The organism is Mesorhizobium sp. M0408 (assembly GCF_040321495.1).
In the GTDB taxonomy this organism is placed as follows: Bacteria; Pseudomonadota; Alphaproteobacteria; order Rhizobiales; family Rhizobiaceae; genus Mesorhizobium.
In genome coordinates this window covers 13843-35678 of record NZ_JAMYRO010000033.1, presented here as the reverse complement: position 1 = coordinate 35678, position 21836 = coordinate 13843, and the positions used below count along the sequence as shown (strand labels likewise).

General features: G+C 60.5%; 22 protein-coding genes and 2 pseudogenes. 16 read left to right on the top strand and 8 right to left on the bottom strand.

Annotated features, from left to right (window positions below):
- The first annotated feature begins 103 nt into the window (after positions 1-103).
- From NKI67_RS28280 to NKI67_RS28240, 9 genes are all read left to right on the top strand, one after another.
- Positions 104-1507, top strand: a complete 1404-nt coding sequence (locus NKI67_RS28280) for a recombinase family protein (protein WP_352648024.1) — start codon at positions 104-106, stop codon at positions 1505-1507.
- A gap of 603 nt (positions 1508-2110) precedes the next feature.
- Entirely contained in the window at positions 2111-2344 is a 234-nt protein-coding gene (locus tag NKI67_RS28275; RefSeq protein WP_352648022.1) for a hypothetical protein, read from the top strand.
- A gap of 294 nt (positions 2345-2638) precedes the next feature.
- Positions 2639-3208: a hypothetical protein gene (locus NKI67_RS28270; RefSeq protein ID WP_352648020.1), complete on the top strand. Its 570-nt coding sequence runs from the start codon at positions 2639-2641 to the stop codon at positions 3206-3208.
- Positions 3205-3912 carry a hypothetical protein gene (locus NKI67_RS28265; protein ID WP_352648018.1) on the top strand — a complete coding sequence of 236 codons (708 nt, stop codon included), beginning with the start codon at positions 3205-3207 and terminating at the stop codon, positions 3910-3912. The genes NKI67_RS28270 and NKI67_RS28265 overlap by 4 nt, the downstream gene beginning before the upstream one ends.
- A 1115-nt stretch (positions 3913-5027) precedes the next feature.
- Positions 5028-6230, top strand: coding sequence for a plasmid partitioning protein RepA (gene repA, locus NKI67_RS28260; protein ID WP_352450316.1), 1203 nt, complete (start codon positions 5028-5030; stop codon positions 6228-6230).
- 77 nt (positions 6231-6307) lie between these two features.
- Positions 6308-7273: a plasmid partitioning protein RepB gene (gene repB / locus NKI67_RS28255; RefSeq protein ID WP_352648016.1), complete on the top strand. Its 966-nt coding sequence runs from the start codon at positions 6308-6310 to the stop codon at positions 7271-7273.
- 156 nt (positions 7274-7429) lie between these two features.
- Positions 7430-8635 carry a plasmid replication protein RepC gene (gene repC, locus NKI67_RS28250; protein ID WP_352648014.1) on the top strand — a complete coding sequence of 402 codons (1206 nt, stop codon included), beginning with the start codon at positions 7430-7432 and terminating at the stop codon, positions 8633-8635.
- Positions 8636-8863: 228 nt separating this feature from the next.
- Positions 8864-9253 (top strand): antitoxin Xre/MbcA/ParS toxin-binding domain-containing protein, encoded by a 390-nt coding sequence (locus tag NKI67_RS28245; protein ID WP_352648012.1) that lies wholly within the window; start codon positions 8864-8866, stop codon positions 9251-9253.
- A complete protein-coding gene (locus NKI67_RS28240; RefSeq protein ID WP_352648010.1) occupies positions 9250-9768 on the top strand; it encodes an RES family NAD+ phosphorylase in 519 nt (172 codons plus the stop codon). Before NKI67_RS28245 ends, NKI67_RS28240 begins: the two co-directional genes overlap by 4 nt.
- A 112-nt stretch (positions 9769-9880) precedes the next feature.
- Here NKI67_RS28240 and NKI67_RS28235 read toward each other — a convergent pair whose 3' ends face one another.
- From NKI67_RS28235 to NKI67_RS28225, 3 genes are read right to left on the bottom strand one after another with little or no spacing between them, the layout of a single operon-like run.
- Complete coding sequence (locus tag NKI67_RS28235; RefSeq protein ID WP_352648008.1) at positions 9881-11014, bottom strand: site-specific integrase; 1134 nt, start codon at positions 11012-11014, stop codon at positions 9881-9883.
- A complete protein-coding gene (locus NKI67_RS28230) occupies positions 11011-11397 on the bottom strand; it encodes a type II toxin-antitoxin system VapC family toxin (protein WP_352648006.1) in 387 nt (128 codons plus the stop codon). Before NKI67_RS28230 ends, NKI67_RS28235 begins: the two co-directional genes overlap by 4 nt.
- A complete protein-coding gene (locus tag NKI67_RS28225) occupies positions 11397-11654 on the bottom strand; it encodes a type II toxin-antitoxin system VapB family antitoxin (protein ID WP_031195575.1) in 258 nt (85 codons plus the stop codon). The genes NKI67_RS28230 and NKI67_RS28225 overlap by 1 nt, the downstream gene beginning before the upstream one ends.
- Positions 11655-11821: 167 nt before the next feature.
- Between NKI67_RS28225 and NKI67_RS28220 the strand changes: the two genes are divergently transcribed.
- Both NKI67_RS28220 and scpB read left to right on the top strand, forming a co-directional pair.
- Positions 11822-12826, top strand: coding sequence for a DUF1403 family protein (locus tag NKI67_RS28220; protein WP_352648086.1), 1005 nt, complete (start codon positions 11822-11824; stop codon positions 12824-12826).
- A 2-nt stretch (positions 12827-12828) separates the two neighbouring features.
- Positions 12829-13566 (top strand): SMC-Scp complex subunit ScpB, encoded by a 738-nt coding sequence (gene scpB, locus NKI67_RS28215; RefSeq protein ID WP_352648004.1) that lies wholly within the window; start codon positions 12829-12831, stop codon positions 13564-13566.
- Between the two features lie 32 nt (positions 13567-13598).
- Here the strand turns inward: scpB and NKI67_RS28210 are convergent, their stop codons facing one another.
- Both NKI67_RS28210 and NKI67_RS28205 read right to left on the bottom strand, forming a co-directional pair.
- Positions 13599-14213 (bottom strand): RES family NAD+ phosphorylase, encoded by a 615-nt coding sequence (locus tag NKI67_RS28210; protein ID WP_352648002.1) that lies wholly within the window; start codon positions 14211-14213, stop codon positions 13599-13601.
- Positions 14119-14505: a hypothetical protein gene (locus NKI67_RS28205; RefSeq protein ID WP_352450324.1), complete on the bottom strand. Its 387-nt coding sequence runs from the start codon at positions 14503-14505 to the stop codon at positions 14119-14121. The genes NKI67_RS28210 and NKI67_RS28205 overlap by 95 nt, the downstream gene beginning before the upstream one ends.
- A 142-nt stretch (positions 14506-14647) precedes the next feature.
- Here NKI67_RS28205 and NKI67_RS28200 point away from each other — a divergent pair, with 142 nt between their 5' ends.
- On the top strand, positions 14648-14779 hold the full coding sequence (locus NKI67_RS28200) for a CBS domain-containing protein (RefSeq protein ID WP_352648000.1): 132 nt from the start codon (positions 14648-14650) through the stop codon (positions 14777-14779).
- On the opposite strand, the pseudogene NKI67_RS33925 reads toward NKI67_RS28200, so the two are convergent.
- Positions 14751-15055: pseudogene (locus tag NKI67_RS33925) on the bottom strand (group II intron reverse transcriptase/maturase); the annotation flags it as partial. The gene NKI67_RS28200 and the pseudogene NKI67_RS33925 sit on opposite strands and share 29 nt — an antisense overlap.
- 146 nt (positions 15056-15201) lie before the next feature.
- A complete protein-coding gene (locus NKI67_RS28190) occupies positions 15202-16374 on the bottom strand; it encodes an MFS transporter (protein WP_352647996.1) in 1173 nt (390 codons plus the stop codon).
- A gap of 365 nt (positions 16375-16739) precedes the next feature.
- Between NKI67_RS28190 and NKI67_RS28185 the strand changes: the two genes are divergently transcribed.
- On the top strand, positions 16740-17828 hold the full coding sequence (locus NKI67_RS28185; protein WP_352647994.1) for a glycosyltransferase family 4 protein: 1089 nt from the start codon (positions 16740-16742) through the stop codon (positions 17826-17828).
- A gap of 236 nt (positions 17829-18064) precedes the next feature.
- Positions 18065-20233: an amylo-alpha-1,6-glucosidase gene (locus NKI67_RS28180; RefSeq protein WP_352648084.1), complete on the top strand. Its 2169-nt coding sequence runs from the start codon at positions 18065-18067 to the stop codon at positions 20231-20233.
- Positions 20234-20475: 242 nt separating this feature from the next.
- Here NKI67_RS28180 and NKI67_RS28175 read toward each other — a convergent pair.
- A pseudogene (locus NKI67_RS28175) lies at positions 20476-20556 on the bottom strand (Crp/Fnr family transcriptional regulator); the annotation flags it as partial.
- Between the two features lie 36 nt (positions 20557-20592).
- Between NKI67_RS28175 and NKI67_RS28170 the strand changes: the two are divergent.
- Both NKI67_RS28170 and NKI67_RS28165 read left to right on the top strand, forming a co-directional pair.
- The gene (locus tag NKI67_RS28170; protein WP_352647992.1) at positions 20593-21015 is read left to right on the top strand and encodes a hypothetical protein; all 423 of its coding nucleotides are present in this window, start codon (positions 20593-20595) and stop codon (positions 21013-21015) included.
- Entirely contained in the window at positions 20969-21496 is a 528-nt protein-coding gene (locus tag NKI67_RS28165; protein WP_352647990.1) for a LysR substrate-binding domain-containing protein, read from the top strand. The genes NKI67_RS28170 and NKI67_RS28165 overlap by 47 nt, the downstream gene beginning before the upstream one ends.
- Positions 21497-21836: the final 340 nt, after the last annotated feature.

Genomic DNA, 21836 nt, shown 5'->3' with positions numbered 1-21836 from the left:
TGCGCGCCCAATTTCGTGGCCGCCGAATGGGAATTCACAGAATGCGACAGAGTTCTGAAAGACATTTCGTGTCTCTGGGGTTGTTCAAGCCCAAGGAGACCCCATGGCTTTCGAGTTGCAGACAGCGCCCCCTATCCGTGCGGCGCAGTACATTCGCATGTCCACTGAACATCAACGCTATTCGCTGGAGAACCAGGCGATGGCCATTACAGAGTACGCGGAGCGGCGCGGATACACTATCGTCCAAACTTACGAAGACGCTGGGAAAAGCGGCCTGAGCATAAGAGGTCGCGACGGACTGAAGCAGTTACTGGCCGATGTCATGACTGGCCAAAAGACTTTCTCGGCAATCCTCGTTCTTGACGTCAGCCGCTGGGGCCGCTTTCCGGATACGGACCAGTCCGCTCATTACGAGTTTCTCTGTCGTGACGCAGGCGTCGCGGTGGAATATTGCGGCGAACAATTCGAGAACGACGGCAGCATGGTCTCTGCAATCCTCAAGAATATGAAACGGGTGATGGCAAGCGAGTACAGCCGCGAGCTATCCGCAAAGGTCTCCAGAGCGCACCTGCAGCAGGCTCGTCTCGGATTCAGCCAGGGCGGACCTGTGCCCTACGGCGTCAGGCGACTGTTGCTGGATAAAGATGGGGAGCCCCGTTACCTTCTCGGCTCTGGAGAACAGAAAGGGCTCGCTGGCGACCGCGTTCTCCTTGTGCCCGGCCCGCCAAACGAAATCGAGCTTGTTAGGCGCATCTTCAACATGTTTGTTGCTGAAGGGCAGAGCATGGCCGGCATATCGGTTCGTCTGAACAAGGAAGGAGTGCCCTCCACATACGGCGATGTGTGGACGACCGGGCGCGTCGCATCCCTCCTCAAAAGCGAGTTGATGATAGGCTACTATGTCTACAACCGAACGTCGCACAGTATGAGTAGCCAATCCAAGCCAAACACTCCCGATAAATGGGTCCGAATCCGGGTCATGGAGCCGATTGTAACGGTTCAGATATTCGAGAGGGCGCAACTCGCAAGGGGAAAGCGCGGGTACACCTATACAAAGCCCGAAATGCTCAAAAACCTGAAGCGGCTATTGAAAGAGAAGAAACGACTCAGCCTCACCGTGATCAATGCTTGTCCGTATACTGCGTCAGGACAGTGCTATGTCCGGCTTTTCGGCAGCTTGAAGGCGGTCTATGCGGCGGTCGGCTACGTACCGGATCGGCGGGGAGCTCTGCGAAAGTACTCGGACGAAGAGCTTCTAGACGGATTTCGGCGGCTGCGCGCCGCTCACGGGCACCTCACCTTGTCGCTGATTAATGCGGACTCCGATTTGCCCATATACCGTGTGTTCAAAAAGCGGTTTGGCTCGATGGCCGCGGCCTATACGCTGGCTGGCTTTCCAGGACTGGAGTCGGAGCTAAAGCTGAGCGCGGTAGCGCGTATACGGCCCAGTGGCCCGGAAAGGCTGCGACGCGACGTCTCAAATGCTCAGGGCGAAAAAGGCGCATAATACGAACAGACCGAAGCTGCGGCTCTTGAATGAGGAGCCCCGACTCTGTTCGTCACGCAGCCGTCCCGCCGCTCCCACCTGATCTCGACTAGGAGGGCGGAACGGACGGTGCCAGCTCCTGCCCTACAGGCCCGCACCTCTCCCATGCGCTCTGAACGGATCAAACCGAAGCGCCATATCATCTGAACATAGACCGATTGGGGAGATCCCAGGGAGCGGTATGCTGAGATCGTGGCGGGGTCGAGCGGGCCATAGCTGGGAACCTTACCTGGATTGCGATATTTGCCTGCTCCTACTGTCGAAGAGCCGTCCGGTTCACCAAATGCCAGGAAGATGCTGAAGCGTTCCTGCGCGGTCGTCTGCCCTTGTGGAGAGGCCTTGCATGGGAGAACCCGAGAATCAATGCAAGGTGCGCCGCACACCTGATGGCGCATAGCGATATCTGCGAGAGCCAGGCGCGGCCGCGAGACAACATGGCGATTGCGTTGACGCTCGCCTTCTTGCGGAGCGTGGCGGCAGACTTCGCCTGAGGCGTCAATACCGATTTCTGGGGATAGAAATCTCAGGGCAGATAGGCAAGCTGGCGGTGAGGAGTTGCCTGCCATGAGCACACTGACCTACCGACTTGCGGGGGACCACAGCCGAAACTGGATGGTTGTCTTTGAACCAGACGAATTGCATCTTTATATTGAATGTGTGGCACCGGGGACGAGCACCGACGCGACCAACTGGATCAGCGTTGATGATTTTTTCGCACGGCGGCCGACCGGCTCTGCTCACAGCCAAGCGATCGAACGCCTGGTCGAATTGCTGCGCCGCGCGCTCGACGGGGATTAGCTTCACCTCGCAATGATGCATTCCGCAACGTTGCGAGAACTCGATATTTTTTTTGGGAAAAAACAATAGGCGGAACTGCAAGGTTTTTCGATGAAGGCGCCGAAATTCAAGACGGATCAGCGCAGCGGGATCGTCTTAAATTAAAACGCGCACTGCTCTATTCTGAATGCGGTCGAATTCTTAGTGGGCCACGTAAGCTGCAGGGGTTCTTGATACTCTTTGACAGAACCGCACTCCCCGTGTAGGTGTCCGTTGTCCTCGGACAACGGACAGCAGACAGCGGATCGGAATCAAATGAAAAGCCAGGACATCGTCGTCCTGCTCAAGCTCATCAGCCTTCAGGAGCAGGAGAAAGAAAAAGGTGTCGAAACTCTGCGCTCAGAAGCGCAGGGCCAGGATCCATACTCGGTCCGCAATCTGGAGTCTTCTCTTGGCATAAGCAAGACGGAGGTCAATGCATCCATAAATCGAAGTCTTGCCTCCGGTATCGCGGCCAGGGATAGAGATACGGGCAGAGCGAAGCCGAGCCGCAGGAACCTGCAGAATTTCATCGTGCACGGGTTGAAGTTCGTTTTTCCAGCGAAGCCCGGAGCAATGCAGCGCGGAATCCCGACCGCTTTTGCGGCGCCCATCCTAAAGAACGTGCTAATAAGCGCTGGCAGCTACATCTATGTGTGGCCCTATGCCAGCGGCCGCAACATGGGACAATCGGTGACGCCGATGTTTAAAAGCGTTCCTGAAGCCGTTCAAAGGGATGATCGGCTGTACGAGTATCTTGCCCTTGCGGACGCAATAAGACTCGGAAACCAGCGCGAGGCTGGCCTCGCGGCGGAGCGTCTTGCGGAAAGGCTCGCGCAGAAATGACCAGCATCCAAGGCCAGCTACTAGCAATGCTAAGGGCTGTCGCGGAAGCTCTAGGCGATGACCTGCGCAAGCGTCTTGTGTTCGTCGGCGGATGTACGACCGCTCTTTTCATCACCGATGCCATCACGCTCGAGGATGTCAGGGCGACTGACGACGTCGACCTAATTGTCGATCTGGCCGGCTTTTCGGAATGGGCGCAACTCCTGGAACGGCTTCGAGAGCGGGGTTTCTCGGAGTCACCCAACGACAGTGTCATTTGCCGAATGCATCTTGGCCGGATCAAAGTCGACTTCATGCCGGACGATCCCAAAATCCTCGGATTCAGCAATCGTTGGTATGAAGCGGGTATTGAGACGGCGGTCGATTGTCCGTTGGACGATAAGCTCATCATCCGTCGCCTGACACCGGCACTCTTCGTCGCGACGAAGCTGGAGGCATACCTTGGCAGAGGTGGAAAGGATCTGCTTTCTAGCCGGGATGCCGAGGACATACTCTTGATCGTCGACGGCCGAGAAGAGTTGGTTGCTGAGCTGGGAGGCGCGGAAGACGAGGTCCGTACCTATATCGGCGACCAGTTCAAAGACCTGCTTGCAGCCCCAGATTTCGACGACTTTCTGGAAGGCAATATCAGAGGGCCGCAGGGCCGGGTCGAGATTGTGCGCCAGCGATTCATCGCGATAACCCAATATGCCAGCGGTGGCTGACCTGGTCTTCGAAGTCGACCGGACACCAAGCAGGACACAAGAACTCCGAATAATCGCGACCATGGTCGTGTCGGTACACGCGCTGGCTCCGCCCTATGATTCGTACTGGCAGCGATTCTGGCGCCTCGAGCCAGCTGCTCGTAGCGGCCCTAAAGCGCCGGCTGATGCGCTGCTTCGGGGCCGTGGACTGAGGACGAAACGGTCCTGATGCGCAGCTTGAGGTTTCCGGCCTGTGGGCTGCGGATGTGAACGCGTAGCCCGACGCCGTGGCGGCCCTCGCCGATCCGGTCGCGGTGTCCTTCTGACGGCCCGGCGTTACATTTACTCAGTTTGCAACTGGGCTTCTCCCGCACTTCTGCCCGGGAGCAGGGCCGCGTGGCGTGGTATGTTGAGCGATGAGGAGGACGACACCGAACTGCCGTGGCACCGGCGTGTCGGTGCTTTCGCCGGAAGGCACGGCGAACTCGACGACGCCGCTGCTGCCATGCTGACGCAGGTGCTCCAAGTCCAGTGCGCCACGGTGTTGAGAGCGAGCTTTGCCGCTATGGGACCGGGGAGCGTTCTCCGCATGAACTCGAGGCTGTCTCGTTCCGGAAAGTATGCTTCCAGGGGCTTAACCTCGGCCTTGAGGAGGGCTTCACCCACTCCGTCAACGGTCTCCCCTCACGGTCTTCATTGTAGTCGGCTATTCCGATATCGGCCTCGCCCCCAGCCGGTTCGCTCCTCGAGCTGAAAGAGTCAGTCTGGCGTTGAGCAGCTTACTCTAAGCGACAACGAACCCAACCGGCGACGTGCCATCGGATCCGGTGCCCTGCCCTGCCCTGCCCGCCGGCACTTGCATCCCGCCTCTGAGTGTGCCCGATTTACTGCCGTAAAATATGATCCTTATGACAGAGAAAACATGCCGTTAGCTTGGATAGCAAGACAATACCGCGCTCAAAAAACTGAGCAGCTGCCTTCGTGATGGCAAGAGCAGCTGGCAGCAAGAAAAGCCGGTCAGTGACGTTAACCTTTTGTTAACCCAAAACTCCTTGCCGGAGCCGGCCGAATCGGAGCTTAATGGCGCTTGTTGAGTGAATTGCTCACAAAAAGCGCCAATTCAGGTTTCGACAGAAATGAACATCTCCATGCGGCTGCCACGCTTCGAGTTCGATGACAAGATCCTCGAGCAGGGCGCAGAGATATCGCGGCGGCTTAACCAACTCCGCATGGAGAAGTTTCCGCCAAATGCAACAAAGACACTTCGCCCTTTTTCGCTGGCGGAAGTGGCCCACTACCTCGGGGTCTCGCAGAACAATCTCAAGCGCCTCCATCTGGAGGGCAAGGGCCCCCTGCCCGAGCAGATACCTTCCGGCCGCCGTTCCTATACCGCCGAACAGATGCTTGAACTGCGCCATTTTCTGGATCGGCATGGCAGGACCGAGGTAAAAAAATACGTCCCGCACCGCAAGCCTGGAGACAAGCTCCAGGTCGTTGCTGTCGTCAATTTCAAGGGCGGCAGCGGCAAGACAACAACGGCTGCCCACCTCGCCCAGCACCTTGCGCTGACCGGGCACCGCGTGCTTGCCATCGATCTCGACCCGCAGGCGTCACTTTCGGCCCTGCATGGCTTCCAGCCGGAACTCGATCGCAATCTCTCTTTGTATGAGGCGATCCGGTACGACGACGAGCGCAAGCCGATATCCGACGTGATCGTGCCTACCAATTTTCCGGGCCTGGATATCATCCCGGCCAACCTCGAGCTGCAGGAGTATGAGTACGACACGCCGCTTGCCATGCAGGACAAATCGTCCAGCGTTGGCCGCCAGTTCTTCACCAGGATTGCAAAGGCCTTGTCCGAGGTCGACGAGCGCTATGATGTCGTCGTGGTCGATTGCCCGCCGCAACTTGGCTATCTCACCTTGACCGCCATGTCGGCGGCGACGTCGGTTCTCATTACCGTCCACCCCCAGATGCTCGACCTGATGTCGATGAGCCAGTTCCTGCTGATGCTCGGCGGCATATTGAAGACCATCAAGGCCGCCGGTGCTGCGATCGAGCTGGATTGGTTCCGCTATCTGATCACGCGCTACGAACCCACCGACATTCCCCAGGCACAGATGGTCGGCTTCATGCAATCGATGCTTGCCGGCCAGATCCTTGAGAATCCCATGCTCAAGTCGACGGCAATCTCGGATGCAGGACTGACGAAACAGACGCTCTACGAGGTGGAAAAGTCGTCTTTTACCCGTTCGACCTACGAACGGGCACTTGAATCGCTGGACGCGGTGAATTCCGAGATTGTCGCGCTCATCCATCGCGCATGGGGGCGATCATGACGGGGCATTTTACGGCAGTAAAAAGTGGAAATTTTGCTCGTGAAATCAGCCGACTAGCTGCGAATCGGAGTGATTGAATGGCGCGCAAGGATGTATTCGGCAGCGTGATGGGCCCCGCGACGTCAGTCGCCGACAGCGGGGATGTCTCGGGCTATGCGGTTCGCGGGGCATCCCGGTCGATCATGCAGTCATTCGAGGAGCTCTCTAAGAGTTCGGTCGTCGATCTCGATCCGGCGTTGGTCGACACCTCATTCGTCTCGGACCGCATGGACGATGACGATGAGGCATTTCATGAGCTGCTGGCGGCGATTCGCGAGCGAGGGCAGGATTCTCCGATTCTGGTCAGGCCCCACCCGGATAGTTCCGGCCGGTTTCAGACCGTCTTCGGCCACAGGCGCGTCAAGGTCGCACGCCAGCTGGGCAGGCCCGTTCGTGCAGTCGTCAAGAAGATCGGCGATGAGGACCATGTCATCGCGCAGGGCCAGGAGAATGCTGCCAGGGCCAACCTGTCCTTCATCGAAAGGACGCTTTTTGCCGATCGCATTCTCAAGCGGGGCCATTCGCCGGACACCGTGAAGTCGGCCCTTGCGCTCGACGATACGACCTTCTCGAAAATGCGCTCCGTGACCAACAACATTCCCGAGCAGGTCATTGTGGCCGTCGGCGCCGCCAAGAGCATAGGCCGGGACCGCTGGTGGCAACTTGCCAAGCTCATGGAGCATCCCGGGACCGCCGCACGGGCGGCAGAGTACGTGACAAGTGCCGATTTCGCCGAACCGGGCAGTGACGCTCGTTTTGCTCGTCTGTTCGACTTTTTGAATGCGCCGGTGAAGCAGCCGCGAGCCACATCGAAGCCTCAGGAAAAGGCCTGGGTGCCCCAGGACAAGTCGGTCCGAGCCAAGATCACCGACACGGGAAAGGTGTTTACGCTTGCCTTGAAGTCAAAGGATGCATCGCCCTTCGGCGCATTCATCGCCGACAAGCTCGACGAGCTTTTCGAGGCTTTCAGGGCATCGGAAACGGCAAAGAAAACAGGAGACTGAAACCGCAAAAGAAAAAGGCCCCCGAACGTCACCGTCGCGGAAGCCCTTCTCACGTCTGTAGCAAGCTGAGAATCGCATTTCCCCGAATCACTGTCAAGAGTCGTTGGCGTCGTTTCGACGAGCAGTTTTCTTTTGCCTGATTGAAAGGCGAGGGAAATGGAGAGTGGCTATGCGACGACGCCTTTTGGGCGGCGGCCGATGACGCTTGCCTTGGTGCAAGCGAACACGGCATCACGAAAGATTCCTGAAGGGGCCGCCGTCGAGAAATGGCAGGTGTATCGCTGGCTGTGCGAGGGCAAGACGATCATCGGCGTGGGAGATCGCGCCCTGGCCGTCCTCAGCGGGCTGCTGTCGTTCTATCCGGACGATCAGATCAGCGAAGAGAACGGGCTGATGGTCTATCCTTCGAACGCGCAGCTGTCACTGCGGGCGCACGGCATGGCCGATTCCACGCTGCGCAGGAACCTGGCCGAACTGGTCAATGGCGGGCTGATCATCCGCCGAGACAGTCCAAACGGCAAACGGTTCGCTCGCAAGGCAAAGGGCGGCGCAGTCGAGGAGGCGTTCGGGTTCTCGCTGGCGCCACTGCTTGCACGCGCCGCGGAGTTTCAGGAGGCTGCCGAGCAGGTCCGCGCCGACAGCCGGGCGCTCAAATTAACGCGGGAGCGGATCACCCTCCATCGGCGCGACATTCACAAGCTGGTCGAAGCCGCGATCGACGAGGGCGCGCCTGGCGACTGGGGAACTATTTGGAGGCGGTTCAGAGCAATCGTGGATGCTATTCCTCGGCGGGCAGGGCTGTCGGAGCTGGAAGCGATTGTTGCGGAGCTCTCCTTGCTTCACGACGAAGTGGATATGATGCTGGAAAGCTTCATGAATTCCACGAATCCTAGCTGCAATGAGTCCCAAAACGAGCGGCAGCAATCTGATTCAAACACAGACTCCACTTTTGTATTTGAACCAGCTTTAGAACAAAGCAGGGCGACGGTCGAACCAAGAACGGCCTACGCCGAGAAGCCGAAAGGCTTTCCGATAGGACTTGTGCTGAAGGCCTGCCCCGAACTTGCCGACTATGCCGCCCACGGAATCGCAAGCTGGCGCGATTTGATGATTACCGCCGCCCAGGTGCGCGGCTACCTTGGCGTGTCGCCCTCGGCGTATGAGGAGGCTTGCCATGTGATGGGCCAGGAGGTCGCCGCGATCGTGATTGCCTGTATCCTGCAAAGGGCGCAGCATATCAACTCGGCCGGGGGCTATCTGCGCGTGCTGACCGAAAAGGCGAGGGCAGGACAGTTCTCGGTCGGACCCATGCTGATGGCAGCGCTTAAGGCCAATGGCACGACGGCAAGAATGACCGGCTAGGGGCTGGAAATTCTTGTGCGTAAGACTGCCGCTGCTGGTGGTCCGCGCGCGGTCGAGGAGGCGAATGGCAAGGTGGTGTTATGAGATCGACGTGCCAAGCAGCTTGCAAGCTGGTTTACGCAATCAGAAGCCACCAACCAACGTCATGCGCCTGCGGGCTTGAAACCAGTCGACAAGCGCCATATGTTTTGCACAGTAAACGCGGCGACTAATATGACAAGGAACTCCATGAGGCAGGCCCTCAAGATATCCGTGCACAATGAGCCTCTGGTTTTGTCCTATATGGACCGGGCCGGGAAAATTGCCGTTGACCAGGTGGCCGACAGCTTTGGAATGTCCAAGGCTCAGTTGGCTCAGACGGCCGGGCTTGCCCGTGAAACCCTCTATCGGCTGGAGCGCAGCCGCACGGCCAAGACCCAGAGCCGTCTGCGCGAGATGCTCGAGATCATCAGCCGCGTGACGGAATGGGCGGGCGGCAAGGAACAGGCCATGGCCTGGTACCGAGCCCAGCCGCTGCCGGCATTCGGTGGACGCACCGTCGAAGCCCTCGTGAAGGACGGCAAGGCCGCTGCTATTCGCGACTACCTCGATCACATGGCCCTGGGTGGCTTTGCTTGAGGTTTGTCGGAACCTGCTACAGGGCGCATGATCCACGTTGGGCATTCAAGCCGAGTTCCGGTGATGGAGCGGCGATCAGGGGTGCTCGGTTCAATCCCAAAGGTGTGCCCGCGCTTTATATGGCGCTGACCGTCATGACGGCAGTCAAGGAAGCCAACCAGGGCTTCGCGCATCGCATCGACCCCTGCGTGCTGTGCTCCTATGAGGTGGACTGCGAGGACATCACTGATCTGGCAACCGAGCAGGGGAGGGGAGGATCTTCTGTCAGGCTGGCCGACATGGGCAGCGCCTGGGCCACGGCTCTCAGCAACGGAGAGCGACCTGCATCCTGGTCCATCTATGACCGGCTGCGGCCTGAAGGCATCGCTGGAATTCTGGTGCCGAGTTTTGCTCCGGGCGCGGAGACGGAAGACCGCAATCTGGTGCTATGGGACTGGGGCCCCGATCTTCCGCACAAAGTGAACGTGTTCGATCCGAGCGGTCGGCTGCCGAAAGGGCAACTGTCCTGCCGATGAAACGGTCCCCGGGGCGGTCCCGACAGAAGTGACCCAATTCATTTGGCGAGAATGCCTGGTCAGGCTGGAGGGCGTGCGCGGATCGCGAGACGCAAGACGGGCTTTTGCCTCCTTAGAGGCCGGACGCCTTGGTCAGGTTGATGCGGAAGCGATCTCTGCGGCGCTGATAGCGGCGGGTCATCTCCGCGGAGGCATGGCCGAGCTGTTTTTGCACATAGCGTTCATCGACCTCGGCCGACGAGGCGAGGCCGGCGCGCAGTGAGTGGCCGGCGAATTTCTTGGCCCGTTCGCCCTCCGACAGATCGCCGCGCACGCCGGCGGCCAGGGCCGCGCGCTTGACCAGGCGTGCCACCTCCTGGTCGTTCAAGCGATCGGCACCGACGGCTCTGCCTTGACCAGCAACGCGCCGAAACAGCGGTCCGTGCGCAATGCGCGCCAGTCTTAGCCAGGTCTGCAGAGCGACCACAGGGCAGGTGGCGTCGGAGGAGCCGCGGCCGATTTCGACCTCGCGCCAGCCGGTTTTGCCGCGCAATGTGACAAGCAGACCCTTCTCGGGAAAAATCTCGACCCAGCCGCGTCCGTCCTCGGTCTGATCCCTGCCGACGTCGAGGCCGACGATTTCGGATCGGCGAAGGCCGCCGGCGAAACCCAAAAGCAGCATGGCGCGGTCGCGCAGACCACGCAGCGTGCCGCGGTCGAGGGTCTCGAGCATGGCGATCAGATCCTCGGGCAGGATCGCTTCCTTCTGCCGGGGAGGGGAGGCGTGGGTGTTGCGAACGCCAGCCATCACCGTGGCGATATGCCGATCCTTGCGGTCCAGCGGCTGGCCGCGCTGGGCAAAATTCCAGGAGAGCGACGAAAGCCGGCGCTCGATGGTTGAAACGGTGTTGGGCTTTTTGTCGCCAGTGGCCGTACCTGACGCGCAGGCGGCGATATAGAGCCCGACCACCTGAGGATCGGGCGGGAACATCTCGATGCCTTGGCGCCGGCACCAGCTCGAAAAATGCTTCCAGTCGGCTGCGTAGGCGCGGCGCGTGTTGGCCGAACTCGCCGCCTCGATATAATCGCGCGCGCGGCCGGCGAGCGCCTCAAGATGCGCAGGCAGGTTGGGATTGGCGATGGCTGGAAGGGGAGGGGGCGAGCCGTAGTCGTCATCGCCCATCTCCATGATGATGTCGACGATGTCGGGCATGTCGTCATCGCCGGAAGCAGCGGATGATCGTTGCGCGTCGCCAGTCATGCTCATGCCGCTTCGATATCCGTTTGAGAGAAGTCCTTGCCGATGAAAAGCAGCGGTTCGTCCGCACGCTTTGCCAAAGCATAGGAGAAGCAATCGGCAAAATTCAGCGCCGCCGGATGGTGGCCCTTGCCGTAGGCCAGCCAACCCTGGGTCGCCAGATCGACCAATTCGGAGTCGACAGGAATGATGTCGGCCTCAATTTTGCGCAGCCAAAGATCGATCTCGGCCAACGCGTGTTCGCCGCGCCTGCTGACCAGCACCATGCGCGCCTCGAGCACGCAGGTTGCCGGGACCAGACGGATTGGGTCCAAGACCAGCGCTCGTTCCAGCCTTGCTGCCTCAGGCTCGCTCCGAAGGATCGCTACAACGGCTGAGGTATCGATCACCATCAGTTAGGGATTCCATGCTCGTCATACCCGATGATCTCCTCGTCGCTGCGACTATCCAGTTCGGGCAATCGTGCCACTCTTTCTCGGATGGCGCGCAATTCTGCCAGCAGACGCTCCTGAGCGGTCTCTCCAAAGCCCAAGCGATGCAAGCGCTCGCTAAGGGCCTGATGAATGGCTGCCGTCTTGCTGATGCCCTGGCGACGCGCGAGTTCGTCGGCGAGAGCCACGGTGGCCGGATTTTTGATGTTCAGGGACACGAAAGACTCCAAAATTCTACCTTTCTGGCCTATTCTACCATGTCCCCTAGCCCCCGTACAACGAATGATAATGCAACATTATCGTTCGTTGTGGAGCTACGACGGGCGCGGCGGTTTGTTCGCATTATCGTTGCCAGAAGCGCCGCGCTCGTTCATCCTCATTGACGATGATTCTTCGCCCCAAGCCGTCGCTCCGCCACAATGCTCACCCTGCCGGGATCGAACTGGTCACCACCGTGGCGCCGGTGCCGTCCTGGTTGCGACGGGCGGTCGACGGCCCGCAAAGCCTTGACGAGGCTGCGGTTGTGGCAGGCGCAACGATCGGCGCGCTCGACGCTGTCGTGCGCCGGCAGGAGCGGTGGGCCGGGGCCTGGCGGCAGCGCTTGGCGCTCGCGGCGGCCGCTTCGACGTCGCGACAGGCGGGCCGCGTCGAGGATGACGGCGCCCTGCGTGACGCGGTGTGTCTGACCCGTCCCGGCGATGACGTCGGGCCGGCCGGCCGCATCCTGCTCGCCTGGCGCCGGCTGACTTTGCTGCCGGCAGAGGATCTGCTGACGGAAGCTGTGCTCGCCGCCGCGCTGGACGAACTCGGTCACGGAGGCGACGACGAGGCGGTGAGCGATCTGATCGAGGATCTCCGCCAGCTTTCCGGGGCGGAGGGCGTTGTCGCGGTGCTGACCGGCGCCTTCGCGGCTGCTGAGCGCCATGGCTTCGGACGCAGTTTCGGGTCCTGGCTCGCCGACGTCCTGCTCGCGCAACGGCTGGGCTGGCAACATGCGGTGCCGCTGCTGGGAGCGCAGTCAGGATCGGGCGGGTACACGCGTGGCGTGCGACCGAGAATAACCAGCCTGGCGGAGAGGGACCAGGGGCCAGGCCGGGAGAGCGTGCAGAGCCTCCTTGTGGCTCAGGCGCGCGCCGCGCTGCGGGCCGTCGAGCTTTCGGCCGAGCTCGATCGTCGTGCCCAGCGGCTCATCGCCGTTGCACCGAAGCTGCGGGCAAAGGGATCGGATGCTGTAGTCGAAAAACTGCTCTCCGACGATGCGATTGTCGCGTCCCAGCCCATTCCTGGCATGAGCGAGCGAGGTCTGCGGCGCCTGTTTGACAGGCTGGTCGACTTTGGCGCCGTGCGAGAATTGTCGGGTCGGCCGACCTTCCGGCTCTATGGGCTGTAGCGATGGCGGACCGGACGGGAACTCAGCGAAAGGATAACCAGCGCTTGCTGGTCGATGCCGAACTCGAGCACCTGCCGCCGGAGCTGCGCTGGCGTGAATGGATGGGCCGGATTGAGGCGGTCATCTTCGCCGCCAGCGAGCCCGTCATGCGTGAGACGCTGGCGCGGGTCGTCGGAAAGAGCTGCAACGTCGATCTGATCATCGACGACATTCGCGAGGAACTGCGCAACCGGCCCTATGAGCTCGTGTCGGTCGCCGGAGGATGGCAGCACCGAACCAGGAAAGCGTTTGCCGACGTCATTCGCGGTGCATTTGGCACAGCAGCGGGCCAGGGCGCGGATAGAACGCGGTCAAAACCCCTGTCGCAGTTCGAGGCGCTGGTGCTGATGTGCATTGCATACTTCCAGCCGATCACCCGTGGCGAGCTGTCATCCTTCTTCGGCAAGGAGGTTTCACGCGATCTGATCGGCGTACTGCGCGAGCAGGAATTCATCACCTCGGGACCGCGCAGCCCACAGCCCGGCGCCCCCTACACCTACGTGACGACCAAAGCCTTCATGTCGCACTTCGGTTTCGACACGCTGCGCGACTTGCCCGATTTCGAGGCGCTCGAGGACGCCGGACTGCTCAGCAAGGAGAAGCTGCTGGCGGGAGAAATTCCGGCCGGGCTGGCGAGCGAGGAGGAGGAAGGCGAAGAGGAAGAATTAGAGGCTGACCGCGTTGAGGACCAAGTGCCCTAGAGGTCGTTGCGCCCTTGGCGAGAGGCGGCAATTCAGGACCAGGACGACTGATCGTGCGGCAGCCGATGATCGGGATCATGGACCGCGACGCGATCCTCTTCGACAAGATTGGCCGAGAAGATCGCCAGATTGGTGCCGCCGGCATGGCGCAGCGACGGAAACAGGATACCGCGAAGCCCAGCCGTGATGACCAGGTCCGCGAGCTTCCACGATGGCGGGATCTTCCTGTCGATGCGGGCGATCTGGCGCCACGCACAATCCCATCCTTGCCAGATGTCGTCCCAGACGTTTGGGTCGAACCCCTGCGAAAGGTCGGCGACCTCGGCGAGCGTGATCTTGTAGGCTGCAAGGGTGGCCGGCGGGATGATGCTGGCGCCCTGCTTGTATTCATCGAGGGCCGTTCGCGGCGCGCGTGACAGGTAAAGCGCCTCCACGCCCGGTCGATTGAAGCGGCCGCCGTCGATCGCCGCGCCCGCACCGCTGATGGGCAGGAATGCCCATTGGGTGTCAGATAGCGGTGAAAGATCTCGTCCGGGCCGACGTGGGTGATTCTCACCCGCGCGCCCCGTTCTCGAGATCCCTGATGAAGGCCAGAACCGCCTCGACCTGGCCGTCCGCAACGAGCTCGGCCGCCGTGCGATGGCCATAGTCGGCGATGGGCTCGTTGCGATACCAGTAGATCGCCTTGTCGACGTTACCGGTGAGTTCCGTCGCGGCCGAAATCACCTTCACCATTTCGCGCATCCGGCCCTGCAGGCGTTCCGATGCGGGATTGCGCAGCGTGTTGCGATGAACACCGGTTAACTGCGCCAGGTTGGCCACCTTCACGCCGAGGGCCTGCGACAGGCGTTTCGGCGAGATATAGGGCGTGCGTGGTTCCTGCAAGCTATCGACAAAGCCTGAGACCACCGCGGAATGTGCGAGCTGTGCGTGGGTCATGACAAATCTCCGACCTCTCATACGCACAATATATGCACATTAAAGCGCATAGCAAGTGAACAGAGGCCTTTCCTCATAGCGGTTGCCGCCCGGAAAATGCGGGCCGACAATCTCGGCGCCCTTCCTGGTCGGCGAGAATGACATGCTGGTCGGCATGGTGACCGACCGCGATATCGTGATGCGCGGTGTCGCCGAGGAGCGCTCAGCCGGCAAGACGACCGTTCGCGAGGTCATGTCCGAGCATGTCTATGCCATTTGCGGATCAAGCGGATGATGCGCTTGCTGCCGATCCTGTGTTCGATGAAGCGAACCAGCCTTTCCTGACTGACCGTCCCGAAGAAGTTCTGGGTGTCGGCGTCTACGGTCCAGTTCACCTCCCGTTGGTCGATCGCGATGTACAGGGCATCCAATGCACCGTGTGGTCCTCTTCCGGGCCGGAACCCGTAGGAGAAACCGCAGAAGTCGCCTTCATAGATGCATTGAGCACCATGACTGTTGCATCCTGAACGATCTTGTCTTCCAGTCGCTGTTTCCCATCCGCCTTCGGTATAAGCCCCCCCGCTGGACCCGTTTGTGCAAATCCTCAAGCCGAAGCTCGAGGGCGCTGACGAGCCCCTCTGGCATCTTCCCCATTCCGCCGCTACCACCCCTTGGCTGAGAAGCTCGCACAATCGGCGACCATCGCCCTCATACGCGTCAATCCGATGGTGGGGGCCTTTCACGAAGTCCAACTACTAACGGAAGGGACAGCACACAGAGTCCCGCCATCATGAGGAACCCGGGCGGGCCATATGCTCCATAAAGCTGACCTGATGCCCAGACAAGGCCCGCGGTGGCCAGCCCCGGGCCGATCGCGTAAAGGGCCTGCGCCGTGGCGGCAAGATGTGCCGGCACGCTGCTGGCGATAACACGCATACAGGCAAGATGCAGCAGTGCGAAGGTAATGCCGTGAAGCGGTTGCACGAACGCAAGCATCCAGATCGCCGCCGTTTCCGCTTCCACGACCCAGCGCAGGATTCCGGCCACCGCGGCCAGAGCAGCGGCCCCGGCCACGCCAAGCCGGCGCAGCAGGATCGGCCCGACCACAACGAACACCACCACCTCCGCTCCGACGGCTTCCGACCAAAGTATGCTGCTCGCCGCCGTGCCGACCCCGGCCGCCGTCCAGCGGATGACCGAGAAGGTGTCATGCATTGCATGGCTGCCATAGATCAGCGCCGCAATCATGACGATGCGCCGGAAAGTCGGAAGACAGAGCAGCTCGCGCAGCCCGCCGATTACGCTTTGCCCGACCGGGTCCGCAGCCCGCTCGGCGCCGGTGTCTGATTCCGGCACCAGCGCGGCGGCAGCCAACGCTCCGGCGAGCAGCGCGGCGTACATCCATATAATCGCATCCAGCTCGAAAACTCCGAGCACCTGGCCAGCCGCGAGGGTGCCAGCAACGAAGGCCGCTGATGCCGCACCCCGCACCCAACCATACTCAAAACCCGGCTCGCGCACCGATGCGCGCGCCGCAAGGGCGTCGGCGAGGGTTGTGATCGGTGCCAGCCCGGCTGACTGGGCCAGATAGACGACCAACAGAAGAAAGACGCCTTGCACGGCAGCCAGCCCAAGCGTCGCCGCTACCGCGATCCCGATGCAGACCGCCAGGGTGATGCGGAGGGCACCGAGAAGATCTGCAATTCGATTGGCGAGCGGTCCGGCAATCAGCCGGGCTGCGTTGCCTAGCCCGAACAGAACGCCCAGCTCTTCAGGTGTCAGGCCGCGCGCCTCAAAATACCGTGGCCAGAACGGGGACGCTGTCCCGAATGCAGCATACATTGCGGCATAGAGCGCTAAAAATGCCAGCAGCGGGCCAAGGCGTGCCATGCCAAAGTTCTGCCACGGACGCGCCTCGCGCTACAGGGGGGATCTGGAGAATGATGCTTCTTCTGCGAATAAACTCGGCCCCGCTGAAGCGGCTTCGACACGCCACGTTGACCCCAGAATATGATCACCTTGATGCCGGCGCTCGCGGTCGGTGCCATGCCGGAATGCCCGCACCCCCGCGAACATTCCGCAAAGATCAGGACCTAGGCCTTCATGCCTTGCCTAGCCCGAACGTCACGATGGGTGATCTTCCCGGGAACATATTAGCAATTCGAGAGTTGGCGTCGGTGGAATACAAGGAGAGGTGTGCGCGTCGCCCGCTATCGTTGAAGGCCGACTTTTCACTTTCACGATGTCCTGCAAAAATGAAGATCGCCCAGATTGCACCTCTTATCGAATCTGTACCCCCCAGGCTCTATGGCGGGACCGAGCGCATCGTTTCATATCTGACGGAAGAGCTGGTTCGACAGGGCCACGAGGTGACCTTGTTCGCCAGCGGTGATTCACGCACTTCGGCCGAACTGGTGGCGTGTTGCGATGTTGCACTGCGCCTGAATCCCAAGTCCCAAAACCATATTCCCTACCACATCATGATGCTTGAACAGGTCCGTAAACGGGCGGATGAATTCGATGTACTGCATTTTCATGTCGATGTTCTCCACTTTCCGATAATTCGAGAGTTCGCGCAGCGAACCGTTACCACGCTTCATGGCAGGCTCGACCTTCCGTTCCTGGCGCGGCTTTACGCGATGTTCAACGACATTCCGCTGGTCTCGATTTCCGATGACCAGCGCCGGCCCATGCCGCCGGTCAATTGGCTCGGAACGGTCTACCATGGCCTGCCGCGTGATATTCTTCCATTCCGGCGGAAAGCCTCGGGATATCTGGCATTTCTTGGCCGCATCTCACCGGAAAAGGGCCCGGAAGTGGCGATAGAAATCGCCGCCCGCGCTGGAATGCCGCTGAAGATCGCGGCCAAAATCGACGCGGTTGACCAATCATTTTGGGAGGAGCGAGTTGAGCCCCTGGTGCTTCGATATTCGAATGTCGAGTTCATTGGCGAGATCGATGAGCAGCAGAAGGCGGAGTTTTTGGGCAATGCGACAGCGCTGCTGTTTCCGATCGACTGGCCCGAACCGTTCGGCCTTGTAACCATCGAGGCAATGGCCTGCGGCACCCCGGTGATAGCCTTCAACCGCGGCGCCGTTCCAGAGGTCATCGATGATGGCGTGTCCGGATTGATAGTGGACAGCGTCGACGAAGCTGTGGAGGCTGTACGGCGGATAGGCGGTCTCGATCGCGCACGGGTACGGGAAACTTTTGAAAGGCGGTTCATGGTCGGGCGCATGTGCAGCGACTATATGGCGGTCTACCGCTCGCTCGCCGGCAACAAGCGATTTGCATTTGGCTCTCGAAATGGCCGCGCTGAAATGCAGCTGGTCAGGCCTGTTTGATCGAACCGGCCTAGAACCGATCGGCTTCGAGCCGCTTTTGATCGCGCTTTACAGCAGAATTCGCCAATCATTCGCCAAGAATTAGAACGAGGCTCTCCGCGATCGCGCGCCGAGTGCGGGATCGACGCGAGACGCTGTTGATGAGGATGGTTCGGCGCCGGCCTTATAGGGGAGCATGTGTGCCTGCGCAGCCCAAGTCTCCACCGCCCAAGTCTCTTTCGAACAGGAGGGCTGAAATGACCACTGAAGTCGAAGCACGCAAGCTTGATCCCGCTGTGGCTCTCCCGGCGCTCGACGAATCGGCGCCGCGCGAGCCGCATAGGCAATTTGCTCTCAAGCACGAGGACTGCTTCATCGTCGCGGACAGCTACGGCGACATACGCGGCACCGGCGACGGGCTTTTCCGCGACGATACGCGTGTGCTGTCGCGCTTCCGTCTGTTCGTCGGCGGCCGCATGCCCTCACTGCTTGGCGCCTCGCTGTCGCAAGATAACATCCTATTCACCGCCAATCTGACAAATCTGGCCACCATCGGGCCGAACGGTAGTGAAACGCTGCCGGGTGTCGTGCACATCGATCGGACCCGGTTCATCTGGCAAGACCGCATGTTCGAGCGCGTCATCTTCACGAACTACTCCGCGCGCGATGTGCTGCTGCCGGTCCGGTTCGACTTCGACGCCGATTTCCGTGACATGTTTGAGGTGCGCGGCACTACGCGCAGCCGGCGCGGTCGCGCGCATGAAGCGCGGGTGGGCGAGTCAAGAGTGACGTTTCGCTACGAGGGCCTCGACAATGTGGAGCGCCAATCCGTCATCGCGTTTTCGATGACGCCCCATCAGATGCACCCCAATCACGCCGAGTTCCTCATTCTGGTGGGGATGCGCGACAGCAGAGCGCTCCATCTGGAGGTCGGTCCCAGCGAGGAAATCCCGTCCAGTGATCGCTTCCGCGCGGCCGCGGCGCGAGCGCGGTTTGCCATGCGCTCAAAGCGTCGACAGGGCGCCACCGTCTTCAGCTCCGGCCGCGTGTTCAATGACTGGCTCACGCGCACCCGCGCCGACATAGCGTTGCTGACCACTGATCTGGAGACCGGGCCTTATCCGTACGCCGGTATTCCCTGGTTCTCGACCGCCTTCGGCCGCGACGGCGTCATTTCCGCCTTGCAAATGCTGTGGCTCAACCCTGACCTTGCCCGCGGGGTCCTGGCGTTCCTTGCCCGCTATCAGTCGACAGAGACTTCGATATTTGATGATGCCGAGCCCGGCAAGATCATGCATGAAACGCGCAAGGGGGAGATGGCTGTGCTGCGAGAGCTACCGTTCGGCCGCTACTACGGCGGCGTCGACACCACTCCGCTCTATGTTTACCTGGCCTGGTCCTATGCCGATCGCACGGGCGATGACGAGTTCGTCGATCGCATGTGGGACTCGCTGTGTGCGGCCATCGCGTGGATGGAGGAGGTAGGAGCCCGCAACGGAGAGGGTTTCGTGACCTACAGCAGGGCGGCAGATACGGGGCTTTTCAACCAGGGCTGGAAGGACAGCGCAGACGCTATCTTCCATAGCGATGGGACGATACCCAGGGGACCAATCGCACTGGTCGAGGTGCAAGGTTACGTCTTCGCAGCCTATCAAGGCATGGCTGCGCTGGCCGCCAAGCGCGGCGATGTCGCCAAGGCAGCGCACTGGAGCGGCATGGCAGAAAGGATCCGCAACGCAGTGGAGACGCAGTTTTGGATGCCAGACCGCAATTTCTATGCCTTGGCAATCGACGGCGAAGGCAAGCAATGCGCGGTGCGCGCCTCCAACCCCGGTCACCTGCTTTATGTCGGGCTACCGTCAGCTGAACGGGCGCAATCAGTTGCCGAGCAGCTGTTATCAGCCCATCTCCACAGCGGTTGGGGCGTTCGGACTTTGGCCGACGACGAGCTTCCATTCAATCCGATGTCCTATCACAACGGCTCGATCTGGCCGCACGATACGGCAATCTGTGCCGCTGGGCTCGCCCGCTACCAGGAGCGCACCAGTGTTGTGAAGCTTATGAGCAGCATGTTCGAGGCGGCGGTCCGTTTCGACATGCGGCTCCCGGAGCTATTCTGCGGGTTTACGCGTGCGATCGGTGATGCGCCAGTGGCCTATCCCGTGGCTTGTCTGCCACAGGCATGGTCCGCCGGATCCGCCTTCATGATGCTGCAAGCCTGTCTCGGGATTCGGATCGATGGTTGGAAGGGCGAGATCAATGTCGAACGCCCTCGGCTGCCGATAGGCATCGACAACATCGTCCTCCGGCACTTAGCGGTCGGTGACGTGAAGGTCGACCTCACTTTTCAGCGCGTCGGCGACCGCATCGTCTGCTATCTCGACGAGCGACACGAGGGCCTCGTGCCGCTGGTTGTGCGCTCTTAACTGTGGGCGGCTGCAAAAAAATGGTCGTGCATCAGGCAACCGAGCCCCACCCGACCGGGCTCCAGAGCGGTTGTACTCTTTTTGGCGAAGGGCGGTTTCGGTAAGATAGCCGGAGCGCAGGCCGTGGGCGGAGAAGGCTTGCGGGTCGAGCCCGGCCTCGGCGACGCGGCGCTTGCGATCTCGCCGCGTTTGGCGTGAACCAGCCCCTGATATTCAAGCATTTGGAGGGCGGTGGTAACGCCGGGGCGCCGGGCACCAAGCATGGTCGCCAGAAATTTATGCGTCAGGTAGATCTTGTTTCCTTCGGCGCGGTCTTGGACCATCAGCAGCCAGCGGGCCAACCGCTCCTCGATTTTGGAATGGCCGTTGACCAGCGCGGTCCGGGACGACTGCACGAGGAACGCGTGGGCATAGCGAAGCAGCGACTCGCGAAGGGACTGGCTTGCTGCAATCGCAGCGCGAAGGTCTTCAACGGGCAGAATCCAGCCATTGCCGGCGACCTGGATATAGGTTTCATTGGGAGATCTGTCTTAGCCGAGGATAACGGCAACCCCTGTCATGCCATCGTGGCCGACGATGCCGACTTCGCTTTGCCGCCCACCGGTCATGGTGGCGACTACCGATGCAATGCCCATCTCTGGAAAATACACACGCTCGATCGGCTGATATGCGACCTCCAACTGGTCTTTGATGTCGAGTTCGACGTGACGTTACCCGGACACCGATTGCAGGCCATTGCTAACGACCGCTCCTTACGATTGGGAAATTTTCTTCGGAGGTGAGTTCGATCTCGCCTTTGACTGCGGTAATCCAAATGGGCCGAAAGATATCGACGCGGTGCTAGTGTTGCAATCGTTCGGCACCCCAGTTTGCTCTCCAAAGCTGCTGGAGAGAGGGGTGCCACTAACCTCTCCTGCCGACCTGGTTCACCATAACCTGCTGCATGAAACGTCTGATCGGCACGATTGGAAAGTTTGGGCTGGGCGATTTGTGCCGAACCTTCTTGACGTGAACTCGGGTGAGGTCTTTCCCAGTGCCGATATGGCCTATCGTGCCGCGGCCATGGGCCAGGGCGTCGCGATCGGAGACCTCTCTGTGCTCCACGAAGAGATCACCAAGGGAGAACTGGTCCTGCCGTTCAAGGATATGCAGATCTCTGACGACACGGAGGCCTATTACTTGTGTTGCAGAAGAGATTGCTGGACCGACCCTCGTATCGCCGCATTCCATCAGTGGGTATCGGCCGAGGCAACGTGGTCCTGAAGGCCGGGACGGTCAGGCGCGCCCCAAACGGGACAATCGGGCGCGGCCATTTAAGTCGCATAGCATCGTATCCTGGAACTTCGAGGTGTCTACTCATAGAACACTGTATGGGGATGCCTTCAAGATCGTCCAGACACTACACGGTCACGTACTGGTTGCGCCTTGTCAGATGTGGCCAGCGTTCTCGCTGTTGGCGGACCACGGCAATTGTCCGCAAATGCGGCTAACGCTTCGAACTGGCGATTGAAACAGCTGGCCTGGAAACCCGCGCGAAGGGGGTGCTTCCCACCTGCGCAGTCCGTGGAGCTTAGCGCATTAGATCGGCGTACAAACGCAGCGG